This window comes from Streptococcus sp. STC1396, from assembly GCF_058933875.1.
Window position 1 is genome coordinate 1 of record NZ_JBZYCU010000034.1, and the last position, 17679, is coordinate 17679.

A 17679-nucleotide genomic window follows, 5' to 3' on the forward strand; every position below is an offset into this window, starting at 1 on the left:
GACGCAGTGGTTGAGTGGGCTCTACTACGCTGATTTCATCAGCTTTTACAGCCCTACTCAACTGTGCGGAGGTGGGACGACGAAATCGAATTCTAACGAATTACCGATTTCTGTCCCACTCTCTTTTCTGAAGAGGAAGGTTGGGTTTTGATTTTATCTTATGTGGGAAAGGTTGTTTTCTTCATTCAAATGATAAAATTGTTTTAAAAGTTTATTGTTAGGCAGCGTTTTACCTATGTATTAAAGTATAGATGGGAGAAGTAAGAATAAATGGAATAATGAGGTAAGAAAACTAAGGAACATCCCGTTTCGGCAGAAAAATTTCTTTATGGTATAATGGTACTATCATTACGAGGAGGTGGGCTATGACTAAAACCGGCAATGTATTTACCCGATACTTCCAGCAGTTTGATTGGTCCGGTATTTTAGATGAAATATTCTCGAAGTTAGTTTCTTTAGTATTTTTAATTTTACTTTTTTATATTGCAAAGAAATCACTTCATCTTTTGGTAGCTAAGATTATTGCGCCATCTTTGAAATTATCTCGGCAGGATGAGGCTCGACAAAAGACTATTACACGCCTGATTGAGAATCTGCTGAATTATGCGCTTTATTTTCTTTTGTTTTATTGGATTTTATCGATTTTGGGTATGCCAGTCTCGAGTCTTTTAGCTGGGGCAGGAATTGCCGGCGTAGCGATTGGGATGGGGGCCCAAGGCTTTCTGTCTGATCTGGTCAATGGCTTCTTTATTCTGCTAGAGCGACAGTTGGATGTGGGAGACAATGTCCGCTTGACCAACGGTGCGATCAAGATTGCCGGAACAGTCGTCAGCGTTGGGATTCGGACCACGCAGGTTCGCGATGCGGACGGTACACTTCACTTTGTGCCCAACCGAAATATCACCGTTGTCAGCAATCTTTCTCGTGGCGATATGCGGGTTCTAATTGATATTCCCATCTATGCAGAGACTGATTTAGATGAGATTTACCGGATTATTGCGGATGTGAATGCGGAAGCTGTTCCAGAGCATCCAGAAATTCTGAAAGAACCTGATATTCTAGGCCCGCAGATGGCTGCGAGTGGCCAGTTTTATTTTCGGGTCAGCCTAGTGGTGGAAGGCGGCATGCAGACAAATATTTACCACATTTTTTACAGACTTTATCATGAGGCACTGTTAAAAGAAGGAGTGGCTCTGCCGACATTGGCTCCAGTTACAGGAAGTGGTTCAAAAGTTTAGGAGAGAAGAGTGATGAATGAAAATGAAAAACAAGGGATTATAGTGGATGGAAAGGGCTTGATTTACCAGTTAAAGAAGCCGCTTCATAAACAGGCTCTGTTCTGGACGACCTTGATATTGGGAATCGTGCTTTTCCTCATGACCATATTTTGTGCGGTCTTGTTCCTTATAACGCTAGGGCTAACTGTTGAAAACGAAGAATTACGAGCAAAACAGAGCCATGATTATAGCTACTCGGCTGAATATAAGTCTTATCGATTGGGAGAGGCGGTTGAATTTCCTGAAGGACTCAAGATTACAGTAAACTCTGTCCGCTTGGATAAGGATCGCACTTTGGGTGATGAATCAACAGGAAGTGCTGTTGTCGCCTCAGTGACGGTAGAAAACACGTCTAGCCGACAAATCCTGCTTAGTCCGTATTCATTTAGCTTATATGATCAGGATGATGAGGTTTATATTCTAGACGGCTCCACTTTTGATAACACACAAATCGGCACCAATCTAAGCGCAGGAAAAACCATCACATTTGATTTAATATTTGACGGAGAAGATGGCGATGCAGGTCCTTATTCACTCGTATATGAGAATGTGAAATGGTCAAAAGAAAAGTCAAGTCAAGCAGTGTGAAGTGATTTTAAGATAGTTTAATTAAGAGGCATCGTGGCATTTCAGAATAGTCACGATGCTTTTTTGTAAACATGACATCTCATGGAAAGTATTGTATAATAGGTGGAGGAAATGGAGCGACCATGCAGAATAATAGACTATTTCGGATATTGTACTATATTTTAGAGAGAGGGAAAGTGACTGCAACGGAGCTGGCTGAGAAATTTGAGGTCTCGGTCCGGACCATTTATCGGGATGTAGATTCTCTAAGCAGCGCGGGGATTCCGATTTATACCACGCAAGGAAAGGGTGGCGGTATAGAAATCGCAGAGGACTATGTCTTGCGGAAGTCCTTGCTGACAGCGGAGGAGAAAGAGCAAATCATGGCGGCTCTGCAAGGTCTGAATAGCACCAGTCAGCTTTACCAGAGTGACCTTCTCACAAAACTTTCGGCGCTTTTTCAAGTCAAAAATCCAAATTGGATTGAAGTTGATTTTAATCACTGGCAAAATGATAAAGTGTATGAAGAAACCTTTCATCAATTAAAAACTGCGATTCTAGGCAAGCATCTCGTTTCTTTTTCTTACTTCGGTAGTGATGAGCAGGAAACAAGTCGTTGTGTCAAGCCTGTGCGACTGTTATTTAAAAGTCAGAATTGGTATCTGTATGCTTTTTGCCTCTTGCGACAGGAATTCAGGTATTTCAAGCTATCTCGGATGAAAAATCTGGAGCGGCTGGAGGAAAGGTTTGAGGACAGCTTTGAAGATATCGTCTTGGAAAAAGAACTGACCTACGAAAATACGATTGAGCTGACAGTCAAGTTTGATCACAAAGTGGCCTTCAGGGTTTATGACGAATTAGGCGGAGACATTCGGACAGATTCCGAAGGAAATTTATATACAGAAATAGACATTCCCAACGACCAGCGTCTATACAGTTACATCCTGTCCTTTGGAGATGCTGTGGAGGTCTTAGAACCGCCCGAAATCCGAGTGAAAATGAAAGAAATGATTCATCAGCTGGCAGAAAAATATAAAACTTGACATAGGGTGTCAGGTATCTTCTTGTATACTAGTGGTAAGAAGAGAAAAGGAGGCAGCAATATGAAATATGAATGGAGAAAGAGTGAGAAAGGCCTTTATGGAGCCAAGCAAAAGCCAGAGCTGGTAGAGGTGCCAAGTCAACAGTTCATTGTGATCGAAGGAGCGGGCGACCCCAATGAAACAGATTTCTCTGAGCGGGTGTCTGCCCTTTATTCACTGGCCTATTCCATAAAAATGCTCTTTAAATCCATGATGAAAGATAAGGCAGAGGACAAGGTGACGGATTTTACGGTTTATCCTTTGGAAGGTATCTGGGAAAAAGCTACTGGGGAAGGATTCGATAAAAGTCAGCTTCGCTATCAGCTCATGATTCAGCAGCCCAATGTCATCACTCAGGACATTTTTGCGGCGGCGCTTGAGAATGTTCGCAAGAAAAAGCCCAATCCCCTCTACGCTGACATTAGCTTGCAAAGCTTGCCAGAGGAGCAGGCGATTCAGGTATTACATATAGGAAGTTATGACAGTGAGCCTGCCTCTTTTGAGAAAATGGACAAGCTAGCAATCAGCTTGGGACTGGAGAGATGCGACCAAGTTCACAGAGAGATATACTTGAGCAACAAAAATAGGACGCCCGAAGAAAAGTTGAAAACCATCTTGAGGTATTCCGTCAGATAGGAGGAATCTAGCATGCCAAGACCTACAACAAAAAACGATTTGCTGGCTGCAGCTACAGAAAATTTTGAAAAACTCAATCTGCTTATTTCGAACATGACAGCAGAAGAGTTGTCAGGACCCTTTGATTTTTCAAAGGATGAGAAAAAGAAAGAAGCTCACTGGAAGCGCGATCGGAATCTTAGGGATGTCTTAATCCATCTTTATGAGTGGCACCAACTGCTGCTAAACTGGGTGCAGGCCAATCAAAGAGGAGAAGAGAAGTCCTTCCTGCCTGCTCCCTACAATTGGAGAACCTATGGTGATATGAATGTCGCATTTTGGGAAAAGCACCAGCAAACCTCTCTTGAGGAGGCAAGTTCTTTGCTGGCTAGTTCGCATAGAGCTGTCCTAGACCTAGCCGCAACCTTGACCAATGAAGAATTATTTTCTAAAGGAGTCTATAAATGGACGGGAGGAACGACCTTGGGTTCTTATTTTGTCAGCGCCACATCCAGCCACTATGATTGGGCTATGAAAAAGCTTAAAGCTCATCAAAAGAATTGTAAAACGAATCCTATCCAATAAAGTTTTCTAGGACTTGAGACCGATTTTTAGCACTCTTGCAAAAAGAGTGCTAATTTTTTGAGTTTTTGCCTTGACTTTCATTTTCAAGAGTGTATAATAGAATCATGGTTTAGCACTCGAGGTATTAGAGTGCTAAATATAAAAAATAAAATCTCGCCAGTGGCTGGAATTTTCTAAAGAGAGGTGAGGTCCTTGGTAACAGAACGCCAAAATGAGATTTTAAATCTAATCATTGATATCTTTACCAAGACGCAGGAGCCTGTCGGCTCTAAAGCCTTGCAAGAGTCTATCCAGTCCTCAAGTGCCACCATCCGTAATGACATGGCGGCCTTGGAAAAGGAAGGTCTGCTGGAAAAGGCCCACACATCGAGTGGCCGTAAGCCCAGTGTCGCTGGTTTCCAGTATTTCGTCCGGCATTCCTTGGCCTTTGATCAGCTGGCGGAAAATGAGCTCTACGAGGTCGTCAAGGCCTTCGACCAAGAGTTCTTCAAGTTGGAGGATCTCCTCCAGCGGGCGGCGGATGTCTTGGCAGAGTTGAGTGATTGCACGGTTGTAGCCCTTGATGTCGAGCCTAGTCGGCAGCGACTGACAGCTTTTGACATCGTCGTGCTCAGCCAGCATGCAGCCTTAGCTGTCTTTACGCTGGATGAGTCCAATACCCTGACCAGTCAGTTTATGATTCCTAGGAATTTTCTCCAGGAAGACCTGCTGCGGTTGAGGGATATGATTCAGGAGCGCTTTCTAGGACAGACGGTCTTGGATATTCATTACAAGATTCGGACAGAAATTCCGCAGATTATCCAACGCTACTTTACCACGACGGACAATGTCCTCGATCTCTTTGAGCATATTTTTGCTCAGATGTTTGTGGAGAAAGTGGCCCTTGCTGGTAAGGTTCAGCTGTTGCGCTTTGCGGATTTTGAGGCCTATCAGTTCTTTGATGATCGGCAGAAGGTCGCCTTTGAAATTCGCGATAGCTTAGCCGAGGGTCAAATGCAAAATGTCCGAGTCGCAGCTAGTCAAGAGGACAGCCTGGCCAATCTCACATTGATTTCCAGCAAATTCCTGATTCCCTATCGGGGCTTTGGTATGCTGGCGGTGGTTGGGCCAGTCAATCTGGATTACCAAAAGGTGGTCAGTCAACTCAATGTTGTCAATCGAGTCCTGACTATGAAACTCACAGATTTCTATCGCTATTTGAGTAGCAATCATTATGAGGTGAGTTGAACATGAAATTACATAAATTCCTAAAAAGGAGGCGAAAAATGTCTGAGGAAATAAAAAACGAAGAAGTAAAAGAAGAGGAAGTAGTAGAAACTGCTGAAGAGGCTGTTGAAATTGCTCCTGAAAAATCAGAATTAGAACTAGCTAATGAGCGGGCAGAAGATTTTGAAAATAAATACCTTCGCGCTCATGCAGAAATGCAAAACATCCAACGTCGTGCCAATGAGGAACGTCAACTCTTGCAACGCTATCGAAGCCAAGATTTAGGGAAAGCTATCTTATCTTCCTTGGACAACCTTGAGCGTGCGCTTGCCGTTGAAGGCTTGACAGATGATGTTAAAAAAGGTCTGGAAATGGTGCAAGAAAGCTTGATTCATGCCCTTAAAGAAGAAGGAATTGAAGAAATCGCGGCGGACGGAGCATTTGACCATAACTATCACATGGCCATCCAAACCGTCCCAGCAGATGACGAGCATCCAGCAGATACCATTGCCCAAGTCTTCCAAAAAGGCTACAAACTCCATGACCGCATCCTAAGACCAGCCATGGTAGTGGTATATAACTAAGATACAGAGCTTAAAAACTTGTCCGAAACGACATTAAACTATGAAGAATGATAAGAGGCAAGCCGGAGGCTTGCAAAAGAAAAAAATTAAAAAAGAGGAAAATATAATGAGCAAAATTATCGGTATTGACTTAGGTACAACAAACTCAGCAGTTGCAGTTCTTGAAGGAACTGAATCAAAAATCATCGCAAATCCAGAAGGAAACCGCACAACTCCGTCTGTAGTGTCATTCAAAAACGGTGAAATCATCGTTGGTGATGCTGCAAAACGTCAAGCAGTAACAAACCCAGATACTGTTATCTCTATCAAATCTAAGATGGGAACTTCTGAAAAAGTTTCTGCAAACGGTAAAGAATACACTCCACAAGAAATTTCAGCTATGATCCTTCAATACTTGAAAGGTTATGCAGAAGAATACCTTGGTGAAAAAGTAACTAAGGCTGTTATCACAGTTCCAGCTTACTTTAACGATGCACAACGTCAAGCAACAAAAGATGCAGGTAAAATTGCTGGTCTTGAAGTAGAACGTATCGTCAACGAACCAACTGCAGCAGCCCTTGCATACGGTTTGGACAAGACTGACAAAGAAGAAAAAATCTTGGTATTCGACCTTGGTGGTGGTACATTCGACGTGTCTATCCTTGAACTCGGTGACGGTGTTTTTGATGTATTGGCAACTGCAGGGGATAACAAACTCGGTGGTGACGACTTTGACCAAAAAATCATTGACCACTTGGTAGCAGAATTCAAGAAAGAAAATGGTATCGACTTGTCAAACGACAAGATGGCGCTTCAACGTTTGAAAGATGCAGCTGAAAAAGCTAAGAAAGATCTTTCTGGTGTGACTTCAACTCAAATCAGCTTGCCATTCATCACTGCGGGTGCTGCTGGACCTCTTCACTTGGAAATGACCTTGACTCGTGCGAAATTTGACGATTTGACTCGTGACCTTGTAGAGCGTACGAAGATTCCAGTTCGTCGTGCCCTTTCTGATGCAGGTTTGAGCTTGTCAGAAATCGACGAAGTGATTCTTGTCGGTGGTTCAACTCGTATCCCAGCCGTTGTAGAAGCTGTTAAGGCTGAAACTGGTAAAGAACCAAACAAATCAGTGAACCCTGATGAAGTCGTTGCTATGGGTGCTGCCATCCAAGGTGGTGTGATTACTGGTGATGTGAAAGACGTTGTCCTTCTTGACGTAACACCATTGTCACTTGGTATCGAAACAATGGGTGGCGTCTTCACTAAGCTGATCGACCGCAACACAACGATTCCAACATCTAAATCACAAGTCTTCTCAACTGCGGCAGACAACCAACCAGCCGTTGATATCCATGTTCTTCAAGGTGAACGCCCAATGGCAGCGGATAACAAGACTCTTGGACGTTTCCAATTGACTGACATCCCAGCTGCACCTCGTGGAATTCCTCAAATCGAAGTAACCTTTGATATCGACAAGAACGGTATCGTATCTGTTAAGGCCAAAGACCTTGGAACTCAAAAAGAGCAAACAATCGTGATCCAATCTAACTCTGGCTTGACGGACGAAGAAATCGACCGCATGATGAAAGATGCAGAAGCAAATGCTGAAGCAGATAAGAAACGTAAAGAAGAAGTAGACCTTCGTAACGAAGTAGACCAAGCTATCTTTGCGACTGAAAAAACGCTCAAGGAAACAGAAGGCAAAGGCTTTGACGCAGAACGCGATGCTGCCCAAGCTGCCCTTGATGACCTTAAGAAAGCCCAAGAAGACAACAACTTGGACGAAATGAAAGCAAAACTCGAAGCTCTCAACGAAAAAGTGCAAGCTTTGGCAGTGAAACTCTACGAACAAGCTGCAGCAGCCCAACAAGCTCAAGCAGGAGCAGAAGGCGCACAAGCAACAGGAAACGCAGGCGATGACGTCGTAGACGGAGAGTTTACGGAAAAGTAAGATGTTGAGGCGTTAAGAAAACGAAAGAAAAATAGGAAGCCGTCGCCTTGTGCGATGCACAAAAGATGGCTTATCTTTTTTCCGAAGTTTTTAGCCGAAACTCAGTTAAGCCTAACTAGTTCGATCTATAAAACACAAACGTCGCAACTCGTTAAAAATGGCTAATCACTAAAGCGATTGTCATTCTACGGCAATCGCTATGGCGACTTGCCTAAACGCCTTACTAGTTCTAAAACAAAGTAGAATCGACTTTGTTTTAGAACTAGTAATAATAAGAAGAAATCCAGAGGTTGCAGCCCAGCCTCTGTTTTTCGGTAAGAAACGAATCGGAACGGAAATTTCTGGTTCTTTCTTATACTAAGCTAGAAAGGAACTGAACCCGACCTAAATTCTCGGAAAAAAGAGAAATCAGCCTAGGAGCATCGCTCCGTCGCCTGATTTCCTATTTTTCAGTCGAATTTTACGGTCTTGGTATCTTACATGAACAATACAGAATATTATGACCGTCTAGGTGTCTCTAAGAATGCTTCTCAGGATGAGATCAAGAGAGCCTATCGGAAATTATCTAAAAAGTATCACCCCGATATTAATAAGGAAGCTGGGGCAGAGGACAAATATAAAGAAGTCCAAGAGGCTTATGAAACGCTGAGTGACGAGCAAAAGCGGGCAGCCTATGATCAATACGGTGCAGCGGGAGCTAATGGTGGATTTGGCGGCGGTGCAGGCGGCTTCGGTGGTTTTGATGGCTCCGGCTTTGGCGGCTTCGAAGATATCTTTTCTAGCTTTTTTGGCGGTGGTGGCACTCGGAATCCTAACGCTCCGCGCCAAGGGGACGATCTCCAGTATCGGGTAAATCTCCGCTTTGAGGAAGCCATTTTCGGGGCTGAGAAGGAAATCAAGTATAACCGTGAAGCGACTTGTCATACCTGTGCTGGGTCTGGTGCTAAGCCAGGAACTAGCCCAGTAACTTGTGGTCGCTGTCATGGCTCTGGTGTTATCAACGTTGATACCCAGACACCGCTCGGCATGATGCGTCGACAAGTGACCTGTGATGTCTGTCATGGGCGAGGAAAAGAAATCAAAAGTCCTTGTGAAACCTGTCATGGAACGGGTCATGAAAAACAGGCTCACAGCGTTAAGGTGAAAATCCCTGCTGGTGTGGAAACTGGTCAGCAGGTCCGTCTGTCCGGTCAAGGTGAAGCTGGCTTTAATGGCGGTCCTTATGGTGACCTCTATGTTGTGGTTCAAGTTGAGCCGAGCGACAAGTTTGAGCGAGATGGGTCTACCATTTACTACAAGCTCAATCTCAACTTTGTCCAAGCAGCTCTTGGTGACAGCGTGGATATTCCAACTGTTCACGGGGATGTTGAGCTGAATATTCCAGAAGGAACACAGACTGGCAAGCGTTTCCGTCTGCGTGGCAAGGGTGCGCCAAGTTTGCGCGGCGGAAGCATGGGTGATCAGTATGTCACTGTCAATGTAGTGACGCCGACTGGCCTCAACGACCGTCAAAAAGCAGCCCTCAAAGACTTTGCAGCTGCTGGGAATATCAAAGTTAATCCCAAGAAAAAAGGCTTCTTTGACAAGATGAAAGATGCCTTTGAAGGAGAATAATACCTCAATGTCAACTGTAGTGGGTGACTTATAATGAAGCACGAGAGAGAATCAGATTGGTTCTCTCTTTTGTGATGTTCAAAGCGATGAGAATTTTAGTTTTGAAGTTTCGAAATCCAAAAGAGTTACGCTTGATAACCTTGATGGGTTTGTTGGTTGCCTCCAACTTGGCGTTGGAATAAGGGGATTCAAAGGTATTGGTGATGTAAGCCTTGTATTTGAGAAAGATTTTCAAGACAGCTTTAAAGGCTGGATTGACAGCAGGTAGGGGCTTTTCCATCCGGTTTATCTTGTAGATGATACGGGTTTGACATTATAAGACGAATAAAATTTTGATGTTTTTATCTTTCAATCTGATTGAATCTGTGGAATTGAAAGGTGTTACATATGAGTCTTTCTAATGAGTTGTTTGAGCGCTTTTCATTATAAGTCATAGGGGTCTTTTTTGGTAGACAGAAAAAACTCCACAATACCTCTAGTGGGTCTACCCACTACAGATATTATAGAGCTTTTTAAACTAGGAAACCAAGCTTTTTATGATAGGTTTAAAGATATTACTTTCACTGATTCGGAAATCACTCAGTTCTTGGTCACAAAGTGTTGGATTCCGCTGTCTGTTTCAGTGAAGAAGTATGGCAAAAAATCAGGGAAAATCCGATGTTTTTTCAGGTCTTGAATAGGAATCCACTGAATCTTTTCTAACTTATCTGGGCTGGGAAATTGTTGACCTTTGGGTTTCATGAAATAACATAGACAAATCTCATGACAGTCCAAATCTTTCAAAATTCCTGTGGAGTTCGAAAAGAAATTTTCGTGGATGTAAGCTAAGCGATCAATTTCGTAAAGTTGGCCAGTCTCTTCCAAAACCTCTCTGAGACAGGCTGCTTCAGTCGTTTCTCCGAATTGAACCGCTCCGCCAACGGAGTAAAGATAGTCTTCGCTGGGTAGTCTCATGAGGCAAAGTGCTTCTTCTTCGATAATCAGAGCGGCAGCTCGATAGCGAAAACGCTGATTTTCAACAGTATAAGAGATATCTTTTGTCAATTCTATAGCCTCCGTCATCTGTCCAGTATAAGTGTTTTTATTACTTTTGTCAATCCTAAATCTGTCCCCGGACAGTCTTTCTGTTTTGGGCTTGCTGGGGGCTTTTTTTCCTGCTAAAATAAACACATGATACGATATAAAGCTATTATTTCCTACGATGGTTATGGCTTTGCTGGTTTTCAGCGACAGCCCCATGCCAGGAGTGTTCAGGAAGAGATTGAAAAGACCTTGACCCGTATTAATAAAGGGCAGCCTATAGTGGTTCATGGAGCAGGCCGAACCGACAGTGGTGTTCATGCTCTGGGTCAGGTGCTCCATTTTGATTTGACTGAAGAGCGAGATGAAGAGAAGTTACGCTTTGCGCTAGATACGCAGACGCCGGAGGATATTGATTTTATCTCTGTGGAGCGAGTGGCAGAGGACTTTCACTCTCGCTACAATAAGCACAGCAAAACCTATGAATTTTTGGTGGACATTGGCCGGCCTAAAAATCCCATGATGCGCCATTATGCCACTCATTATCCTTATCCTTTGGACCTGAGTCTGATAGAAGAAGCGATTGCTCAGCTGGAGGGGACACATGATTTTACAGGGTTTACGGCTTCGGGAACCAGTGTAGAAGACAAGGTTCGAACTATCACTGAGGCCAAGGTCCGCTATGATGCAGAGCGAAATTTTCTGGTCTTTACCTTTTCGGGCAATGGCTTCCTCTACAAGCAGATTCGCAATATGGTGGGTACGCTGCTCAAGATTGGCAACAAGCGTATGCCAGTAGACCAGATTCAGCGGATTTTAGCGGAGAAAGACCGTCATCTGGCAGGACCAACAGCCGGTCCAAACGGCCTCTATCTAAAGGAGATTCGTTATGAAGAATAAGTTGATTTTAGCCCTTTCGGGCAATGATATTTTCAGTGGTGGCGGACTGCATGCTGATTTGGCTACCTATACAGTCAATGGCCTGCATGGGTTCGTAGCTGTGACTTGCCTGACGGCGATGACTGATAAGGGATTTGAGGTCATTCCAGTTGAGGAAGAGGTTTTTGCCCAGCAGTTAGCCAGTCTCAAGGATGTTCCTTTTTCTGCTATTAAGATAGGACTTTTACCCAATCTGGAAATAGCAGAGCAGGCATTGGCTTTTGTCAAGCAGCATGCGGATATACCAGTAGTGCTGGATCCTGTTCTGGTCTGCAAGGAAAATCATGATTTGGAAGTCAGTGCTCTAAGAGAAGAACTCATCAAGTTCTTCCCCTATGTCAGCATCATCACGCCAAATCTGGCAGAAGCGCAGCTATTGACCCAAAAAGAAATCAAAACTCTGGCAGATATGCAGGCAGCAGCACAGGAACTCTATGATTTAAGGGCCAAGCATGTGGTGATTAAGGGCGGCAATCGCTTAAGCAAGGAGCGGGCGGTGGATGTTTTCTATGACGGAGGAGATTTTGAGATATTAGAATCGCCAGTGCTGGCCAGCAACAATACCGGAGCGGGCTGCACTTTTGCTTCCAGCATTGCCAGTCAGCTGCTTCTAGGCGAGTCTCCGCTTGCAGCAGTTCAATTTTCCAAAGACTTTGTCTATCGGGCCATTCAAAATGCAGATCAATATGGAGTAGTACAATATGAAAAATAATCAGACACATAAAATTATTTTGTTATCTATTATCACGGCTTTATCAGTTGTTTTGGGATATTTTTTGAAAATCCCAACACCAACAGGCTTTCTTACCCTCTTGGATGCCGGAATTTTCTTTACCGCCTTTTACTTTGGTAAGCGTGAAGGGGCTGTAGTTGGAGGTTTATCGGGCTTTCTGATTGATTTGATTGCAGGCTATCCTCAATGGATGTTTTTCAGTCTCGTGATTCATGGTTTGCAAGGTTATTTTGCTGGTTTTAAGGATAAGGGCCGGTATGTGGGGCTGATCTTAGCAACCGTAACGATGGTTTGCGGTTATGCTTTGGCTTCTACTTTAATCTTTGGTAGTGGAGCTGCTCTGCCTGAGATGATTCCAAATTTCTTTCAAAATATTTTGGGAATGGTCGTTGGTTTCATCTTGGTGAAATTGCTTCCCAAAACAGTGGAAAACGGTCGTTCTGATAAATAAGACAGGTATGAAAGAAAGGATTCAAGCATGCAAGATTTACAGGAAATCAAACAGCAAACTAAGACAATTCTAGCAGATGTTTTAGAAAAGTCTGCTCTTTCGTCAGGCAGCATCTTTGTCTTGGGTTTATCGTCCAGCGAGGTTCTTGGTGGTCATATTGGCAAGAATTCCAGCCTTGAAATCGGGGAAGTTATTGTCAAGACCCTCTTGGATGGTCTGTCAGATCAGGGGATTTACCTAGCTGTTCAAGGCTGCGAGCATCTCAACCGTGCTCTGGTTGTGGAACGTGAATTGGCAGAAAAGAAGGATTTGGAAATTGTTAATGTCTTGCCAAGCTTACACGCAGGCGGGAGTGGGCAACTTGCAGCTTTCAAGTACATGAAAGATCCTGTCGAGGTGGAATTTATCACTGCTCATGCGGGTTTGGACATTGGAGATACAGCTATCAGCATGCATGTCAAGCATGTGCAAATACCAATTCGTCCTGTTTTGAAAGAAATAGGTTCAGCGCATGTCACAGCATTGGCCAGCCGTCCCAAATTAATCGGCGGTGCACGAGCAAATTACCTAGAAGATAGGATTCGAAAAGCCTAATGTTTAAGAGGGACTTTCAGAAAAAAAGTCAGGAAAAGTAGAAGAATAGCCTAATTTCATCCTTGTTTTTACTTACTGTCATTGATTTGTGAAAAAACTATTCGAAATCAGTAAAAAATAGAAATTAAGTTTTGAAAAAACTTGCAATTATGATATAATAGCTTGTATTCAATAAATTTTAAGGAGAAATGACAGAATGTCTGTATCATTTGAAAACAAAGAAACAAATCGCGGAGTTTTGACTTTTACCATCAGTCAAGAACAAATCAAACCTGCTTTGGACCGCGTATTTAACTCAGTAAAAAAAGATATTGCTGTACCAGGTTTCCGTAAAGGACATCTTCCACGTGCTATCTTCAACCAACGCTTTGGTGAAGAAGCACTTTACCAAGACGCTTTGAACGCGCTTCTTCCAGAAGCATACGAAGCTGCCGTAAAAGAAGCAGGTATCGAAGTAGTTGCTCAGCCTCAATTTGACGTGGCATCTATGGAAAAAGGCCAAGACTGGGTAATCACTGCTGATGTTGTAACAAAACCTGAGGTAAAATTGGGTGCTTACAAAGACCTTGAAGTATCTGTAGAAGTTTCTAAGGAAGTTACTGATGCTGAAGTGGATGAGCGCATTGAACGTGAACGCAACAACTTGGCTGAATTGGTTCTGAAAGAAGATGCAGCTGCAGAAGGCGACACAGTCGTAATTGATTTTGTTGGTTCTGTAGACGGTGTCGAATTTGACGGCGGAAAAGGCGACAATTTCTCCCTTGGCTTAGGCAGTGGACAATTCATCCCAGGATTTGAAGATCAATTGGTCGGACATTCAGCTGGTGAGACAGTTGATGTTGTTGTAACTTTCCCAGAAGACTACCAAGCAACTGACCTTGCAGGTAAAGAAGCTAAATTTGTTACAACAATTCACGAAGTAAAAGAAAAAGAAGTTCCAGCACTTGATGATGAACTTGCAAAAGACATTGACGAAGAAGTTGAAACTCTTGATGAACTGAAAGAAAAATACCGCAAAGAATTAGCAGAAGCAAAAGAAGCTGCTTACAACGATGCAGTTGAAGCGGCAGCGATTGATCTTGCAGTAGAAAATGCAGAAATCGTTGAACTTCCAGAAGAAATGATTCATGAAGAAGTGCACCGTGCCGTTAATGAATTCCTTGGAAATATGCAACGTCAAGGCATCTCACCTGATATGTACTTCCAAATCACTGGTACAACTCAGGAAGACCTTCACAAACAATACGAAGCAGATGCTGCATCACGTACTAAGACTAACCTTGTTGTAGAAGCAGTTGCGAAGGCAGAAGGTTTTGAAGCTAGTGATGAAGAAATTGAAGCAGAAATCACTTCACTTGCAACAGATTACAATATGGAAGTTGAACGTGTCCGTCAATTACTTTCAGAAGATATGCTGAAACATGATATTGCAATCAAAAAAGCTGTTGAAGTAATCACAAGCTCTGCAAAAGTAAAATAGAACAGTTAAGAAGCCATAGTTTCAACTATTGGCTTTTTCTCTGTCTAGAATACAATAAGTGAGTGAAATTTCTTTGACGAATCTGGAAATTTATCGTACAATAGAAAGTAGCGAAAAATTGGAATAGGGCTGAAAGCCTTTATGAACTTAAAGGAGAATGATTTTGGAATTAGAAGTATTTGCTGGGCAGGAAAAAAGTGAACTTTCTATGATTGAAGTAGCGCGTGCAATCTTAGAATTGCGTGGCCGTGATCATGAGATGTACTTTAATGACCTTGTTAATGAAATTCAAAATTATCTGGGAAAATCAAATAGCGAAATCCGTGAGTTTTTGCCATTATTCTATACAGAATTGAATGTTGACGGGAGTTTTATTCCGCTTGGTGACAATAAGTGGGGGCTTCGTTCTTGGTATGCGATTGATGAGGTAGATGAAGAAATCATTGCACTTGAAGAAACAGACGAAGACGAAGGCTCTAAAAAACGTAAGAAGAAGCGTGTTAATGCCTTCATGGATGGTGACGAAGACGCGATTGACTACAGCGATGATGATCCAGAAGATGAGGACTCTTACGAGGCAGACCCTTCTCTGTCATACGATGACGATAATGCAGATGACGAGAAGAGTGAAGTGGAAGCCTATGATGCTGAAATCAACGAAATCGCTCCGGATGATCTGGGAGAAGAAGTGGAGCTCAACGAAGAAGATGAGGACTACTCTGACGATGATGTTGATGTTGAAGGTGAAGAAGACGAATAATCAAAAAGAAGCAGGCTAAAACTGCTTCTTTTGCTTGAAGTAAGAATGTAATTGGCCATCCATGAAAAATTTATAGTCTAACAAGACAAGATGATGCAAATAGAAATGATATTCTGAAAGGAGAGATAACATTTATATTTGCTTTTAGTAGTGGCGAATGAGCGCTAAGTTGGACGAAAGCTTTAATGGAAATTTTTAGGTTGGAGATGGTATTTTCGATAGGAACTGGAAAAGTGGACGGCAAAAACTAATCAAAGTTCGTTTATTTAGTTTGCAATTTTTTGCTTCTTTGAACAGATTTGATGGCAACTTCGCTTCCTTTGTCTCCTAGGTTCCACCAGTCATTTGAAGAATTACTGAAGTAATACAACACAGCCCTGCTTTGAGAAGGGAAATGGAGTCTTTCAGCAACAATTTTCTTTGCTTCCTAAAGAAAAAAACAAAAGCTATTAAAATATGGTATAATATAAAAAATTTCCTGCAAATAACAATACTATACGGAGGAGACTTGTTATGAAATTTGTCATTGATAAAAGCTTAGCAGAACTTGGAATTACAAGCGTGGTGATTGGGATTGCCAAACATGTAGATCCACATGCTCCTCTCTCTGAGGCTTTTTTGAAGAGGCAGAAAGAAGCAGAAGCATGGGCTTTGAATTGTGATCTTGCTGAGGTATCCGACTGTCCGACTATTCAGGGGTATAGAGATTTACTGCAGGCTGTCGGCCGCAGTGTCAAGAAAAATCCGCCCACTGTGCCAGCCTTAATTCGCAATATTCAGCATCGCGGCTCAATTCCTCGAATTAACAGTATTATTGATGTTTATAATGTAGAAGCACTGCATTCTCTGCTGGCCATCGGTGGGCACGATCTTGATAAAATTGGGAATCAGATTGAGTTTACAGTCAGTCAAAAAGAGGATGTTTTCTTGCCTATTTTATCCAAGGAGAAACATGTTTCCCCGACGGATTACGTTTATCGAGACGAAAAAGGAATTCTAGCTTGGTTGGATGTTCGTGACAGTGAGAACTATAAATTTGATGATAATACAAAGAATGCGATTTTTATCATTCAGGGTAATGCTCACACATCTGTTGATATGCGTTTAGAAGCCCTAGACCGGATTGCTCACGATTTGGCAGAAGCTATGCCAAATCTAAAATTCGAGAAATATGTAATCCATGCAGAAGAAAATTAGAGCGAATTAGCTGAGAATCGGTACAGTTGCTTTGCAAAATCGTTTTGCTTAGTGTTGCCTTAAAATTGCAACGCTAGAAAAAATAAGCATAGTTTTCTTCATGTTTTGCTCTGTCCAGCTTTAAAACTCAGCCGCTGTTTTCACCGTACTTTTTGACGAGCATCGGTGACTGCCAGACTTTGTGAGCTTTATCTTCTTGCATTCTAAGTGCAGTTGCCAACTCTTTTCTGAATAGAAAAGTCAAGATTTCATCGGCTGACTTGTTGTGTGAAACTATTCGTTTCGCATTTTCGGCATGAGAGAGCTAGTCTAGTATTTCCTTGTGTCAGCTCACTAAATGGTATTTTGCTGAGATAAATTATCACTGATGAGATAGAATTCTTCTCGATTTCTGCTTGCAAATCCGGTATGTAGTAGATGAAGTGGAATTACCTCTGATAAACTTTCGCTGTCATACATGTTAGAGACTTAAGTCTCACTTTATCTTATTTATTAAAGCTAAGTGGTATTTTTTCTATTAACGAAGCTATTTAACAATTGGATTTTCTTTTTTTATTCAGCAACACCGCGATTCTCTAGCCCTGACAAGGGATCGAGGATTAATGTCTATTTAAGATATTCAAAAAAGTTACAAAAAAGCAAAAAAAAGTTCAAAAAAAGTATTGACAAGACTTAGTTGAGGTGATATACTGATATAGTTGTCGCTTGCGAGGGCGACAAAGACCTTTGAAAACTGAACAAGACGAACCAATGTGCAGGGCACTACAACTGAAGTTGTAGTACTGAACAATGAAAAAAACAATAAATCTGTCAGTGACAGAAATGAGTGAGAACTCAAACTTTTAATGAGAGTTTGATCCTGGCTCAGGACGAACGCTGGCGGCGTGCCTAATACATGCAAGTGGAACGCACGAGGTACACCGTAGTTTACTACACCGTACTTTGTGAGTCGCGAACGGGTGAGTAACGCGTAGGTAACCTACCTTTTAGCGGGGGATAACTATTGGAAACGATAGCTAATACCGCATAAGATATCTTACTGCAT

17 protein-coding genes, 1 rRNA gene and 1 pseudogene are annotated in these 17679 nt (G+C 42.5%); 17 read left to right on the plus strand and 2 right to left on the minus strand.

Annotation, left to right across the window (positions count from 1 at the left end; all coding sequences use genetic code 11):
• Window positions 1-365 precede the first annotated feature (365 nt).
• From AC5FEC_RS09755 to dnaJ, 9 genes are all read left to right on the plus strand, one after another.
• Window positions 366-1238 (plus strand): mechanosensitive ion channel family protein, encoded by an 873-nt coding sequence (locus AC5FEC_RS09755; RefSeq protein ID WP_268735144.1) that lies wholly within the window; start codon window positions 366-368, stop codon window positions 1236-1238.
• A gap of 12 nt (window positions 1239-1250) precedes the next feature.
• Window positions 1251-1865, plus strand: coding sequence for a DUF4352 domain-containing protein (locus tag AC5FEC_RS09760; protein WP_493662052.1), 615 nt, complete (start codon window positions 1251-1253; stop codon window positions 1863-1865).
• A gap of 122 nt (window positions 1866-1987) precedes the next feature.
• Window positions 1988-2887 carry a helix-turn-helix transcriptional regulator gene (locus AC5FEC_RS09765; protein ID WP_493662053.1) on the plus strand — a complete coding sequence of 300 codons (900 nt, stop codon included), beginning with the start codon at window positions 1988-1990 and terminating at the stop codon, window positions 2885-2887.
• A 60-nt stretch (window positions 2888-2947) separates the two neighbouring features.
• Window positions 2948-3562, plus strand: a complete 615-nt coding sequence (locus tag AC5FEC_RS09770) for a GyrI-like domain-containing protein (RefSeq protein ID WP_493662054.1) — start codon at window positions 2948-2950, stop codon at window positions 3560-3562.
• Between the two features lie 12 nt (window positions 3563-3574).
• Window positions 3575-4126 (plus strand): ClbS/DfsB family four-helix bundle protein, encoded by a 552-nt coding sequence (locus AC5FEC_RS09775; protein WP_493662055.1) that lies wholly within the window; start codon window positions 3575-3577, stop codon window positions 4124-4126.
• Window positions 4127-4318: 192 nt separating this feature from the next.
• Window positions 4319-5353 (plus strand): heat-inducible transcriptional repressor HrcA, encoded by a 1035-nt coding sequence (gene hrcA, locus AC5FEC_RS09780; RefSeq protein ID WP_493662056.1) that lies wholly within the window; start codon window positions 4319-4321, stop codon window positions 5351-5353.
• 38 nt (window positions 5354-5391) lie between these two features.
• Window positions 5392-5916 (plus strand): nucleotide exchange factor GrpE, encoded by a 525-nt coding sequence (gene grpE, locus AC5FEC_RS09785; RefSeq protein ID WP_493662057.1) that lies wholly within the window; start codon window positions 5392-5394, stop codon window positions 5914-5916.
• 106 nt (window positions 5917-6022) lie between these two features.
• Window positions 6023-7846: a molecular chaperone DnaK gene (gene dnaK / locus AC5FEC_RS09790; protein ID WP_493662058.1), complete on the plus strand. Its 1824-nt coding sequence runs from the start codon at window positions 6023-6025 to the stop codon at window positions 7844-7846.
• A 480-nt stretch (window positions 7847-8326) separates the two neighbouring features.
• Window positions 8327-9460, plus strand: coding sequence for a molecular chaperone DnaJ (gene dnaJ / locus AC5FEC_RS09795; RefSeq protein ID WP_493662059.1), 1134 nt, complete (start codon window positions 8327-8329; stop codon window positions 9458-9460).
• Window positions 9461-9488: 28 nt separating this feature from the next.
• Here the strand turns inward: dnaJ and AC5FEC_RS09800 are convergent.
• Together AC5FEC_RS09800 and AC5FEC_RS09805 are read right to left on the minus strand one after the other, a co-directional pair.
• Window positions 9489-9728, minus strand: a pseudogene (locus AC5FEC_RS09800) (transposase); the annotation flags it as partial.
• Window positions 9729-10039: 311 nt separating this feature from the next.
• Window positions 10040-10504, minus strand: coding sequence for an NUDIX hydrolase (locus tag AC5FEC_RS09805; protein WP_493662060.1), 465 nt, complete (start codon window positions 10502-10504; stop codon window positions 10040-10042).
• 126 nt (window positions 10505-10630) lie between these two features.
• On the opposite strand from AC5FEC_RS09805, the gene truA reads away from it, so the two are divergent.
• The 8 genes from truA to AC5FEC_RS09845 form a co-directional block, all read left to right on the plus strand.
• Window positions 10631-11380: a tRNA pseudouridine(38-40) synthase TruA gene (truA, locus tag AC5FEC_RS09810; RefSeq protein ID WP_493662061.1), complete on the plus strand. Its 750-nt coding sequence runs from the start codon at window positions 10631-10633 to the stop codon at window positions 11378-11380.
• On the plus strand, window positions 11370-12131 hold the full coding sequence (locus AC5FEC_RS09815) for a bifunctional hydroxymethylpyrimidine kinase/phosphomethylpyrimidine kinase (protein ID WP_304949372.1): 762 nt from the start codon (window positions 11370-11372) through the stop codon (window positions 12129-12131). The genes truA and AC5FEC_RS09815 overlap by 11 nt, the downstream gene beginning before the upstream one ends.
• Window positions 12121-12603: an ECF transporter S component gene (locus tag AC5FEC_RS09820; protein WP_037615161.1), complete on the plus strand. Its 483-nt coding sequence runs from the start codon at window positions 12121-12123 to the stop codon at window positions 12601-12603. Before AC5FEC_RS09815 ends, AC5FEC_RS09820 begins: the two co-directional genes overlap by 11 nt.
• A 27-nt stretch (window positions 12604-12630) precedes the next feature.
• Window positions 12631-13197 (plus strand): TIGR01440 family protein, encoded by a 567-nt coding sequence (locus AC5FEC_RS09825; protein ID WP_304949370.1) that lies wholly within the window; start codon window positions 12631-12633, stop codon window positions 13195-13197.
• A gap of 196 nt (window positions 13198-13393) precedes the next feature.
• Window positions 13394-14677 carry a trigger factor gene (tig, locus tag AC5FEC_RS09830; protein WP_493662062.1) on the plus strand — a complete coding sequence of 428 codons (1284 nt, stop codon included), beginning with the start codon at window positions 13394-13396 and terminating at the stop codon, window positions 14675-14677.
• Window positions 14678-14840: 163 nt separating this feature from the next.
• Window positions 14841-15437: a DNA-directed RNA polymerase subunit delta gene (gene rpoE / locus AC5FEC_RS09835; RefSeq protein WP_037615185.1), complete on the plus strand. Its 597-nt coding sequence runs from the start codon at window positions 14841-14843 to the stop codon at window positions 15435-15437.
• 513 nt (window positions 15438-15950) lie between these two features.
• Entirely contained in the window at window positions 15951-16634 is a 684-nt protein-coding gene (locus tag AC5FEC_RS09840; protein WP_493662063.1) for a B3/B4 domain-containing protein, read from the plus strand.
• Window positions 16635-17475: 841 nt separating this feature from the next.
• Window positions 17476-17679 (plus strand): 16S ribosomal RNA (locus AC5FEC_RS09845); the annotation flags it as partial.

What these genes read in the sequence shown, in the direction of transcription:
- AC5FEC_RS09840 (WP_493662063.1), top strand. Translation starts at nt 15,951, where the DNA reads ATGAAATTTGTCATTGATAAAAGCTTAGCAGAACTTGGAATTACAAGC.
- AC5FEC_RS09770 (WP_493662054.1), top strand. Translation starts at nt 2,948, where the DNA reads ATGAAATATGAATGGAGAAAGAGTGAGAAAGGCCTTTATGGAGCCAAG.
- truA (WP_493662061.1), top strand. Translation starts at nt 10,631, where the DNA reads ATGATACGATATAAAGCTATTATTTCCTACGATGGTTATGGCTTTGCT.
- AC5FEC_RS09755 (WP_268735144.1), top strand. Translation starts at nt 366, where the DNA reads ATGACTAAAACCGGCAATGTATTTACCCGATACTTCCAGCAGTTTGAT.
- AC5FEC_RS09815 (WP_304949372.1), top strand. Translation starts at nt 11,370, where the DNA reads ATGAAGAATAAGTTGATTTTAGCCCTTTCGGGCAATGATATTTTCAGT.
- dnaK (WP_493662058.1), top strand. Translation starts at nt 6,023, where the DNA reads ATGAGCAAAATTATCGGTATTGACTTAGGTACAACAAACTCAGCAGTT.
- grpE (WP_493662057.1), top strand. Translation starts at nt 5,392, where the DNA reads ATGTCTGAGGAAATAAAAAACGAAGAAGTAAAAGAAGAGGAAGTAGTA.
- AC5FEC_RS09760 (WP_493662052.1), top strand. Translation starts at nt 1,251, where the DNA reads ATGAATGAAAATGAAAAACAAGGGATTATAGTGGATGGAAAGGGCTTG.
- AC5FEC_RS09825 (WP_304949370.1), top strand. Translation starts at nt 12,631, where the DNA reads ATGCAAGATTTACAGGAAATCAAACAGCAAACTAAGACAATTCTAGCA.
- AC5FEC_RS09775 (WP_493662055.1), top strand. Translation starts at nt 3,575, where the DNA reads ATGCCAAGACCTACAACAAAAAACGATTTGCTGGCTGCAGCTACAGAA.
- AC5FEC_RS09765 (WP_493662053.1), top strand. Translation starts at nt 1,988, where the DNA reads ATGCAGAATAATAGACTATTTCGGATATTGTACTATATTTTAGAGAGA.
- tig (WP_493662062.1), top strand. Translation starts at nt 13,394, where the DNA reads ATGTCTGTATCATTTGAAAACAAAGAAACAAATCGCGGAGTTTTGACT.
- AC5FEC_RS09820 (WP_037615161.1), top strand. Translation starts at nt 12,121, where the DNA reads ATGAAAAATAATCAGACACATAAAATTATTTTGTTATCTATTATCACG.
- dnaJ (WP_493662059.1), top strand. Translation starts at nt 8,327, where the DNA reads ATGAACAATACAGAATATTATGACCGTCTAGGTGTCTCTAAGAATGCT.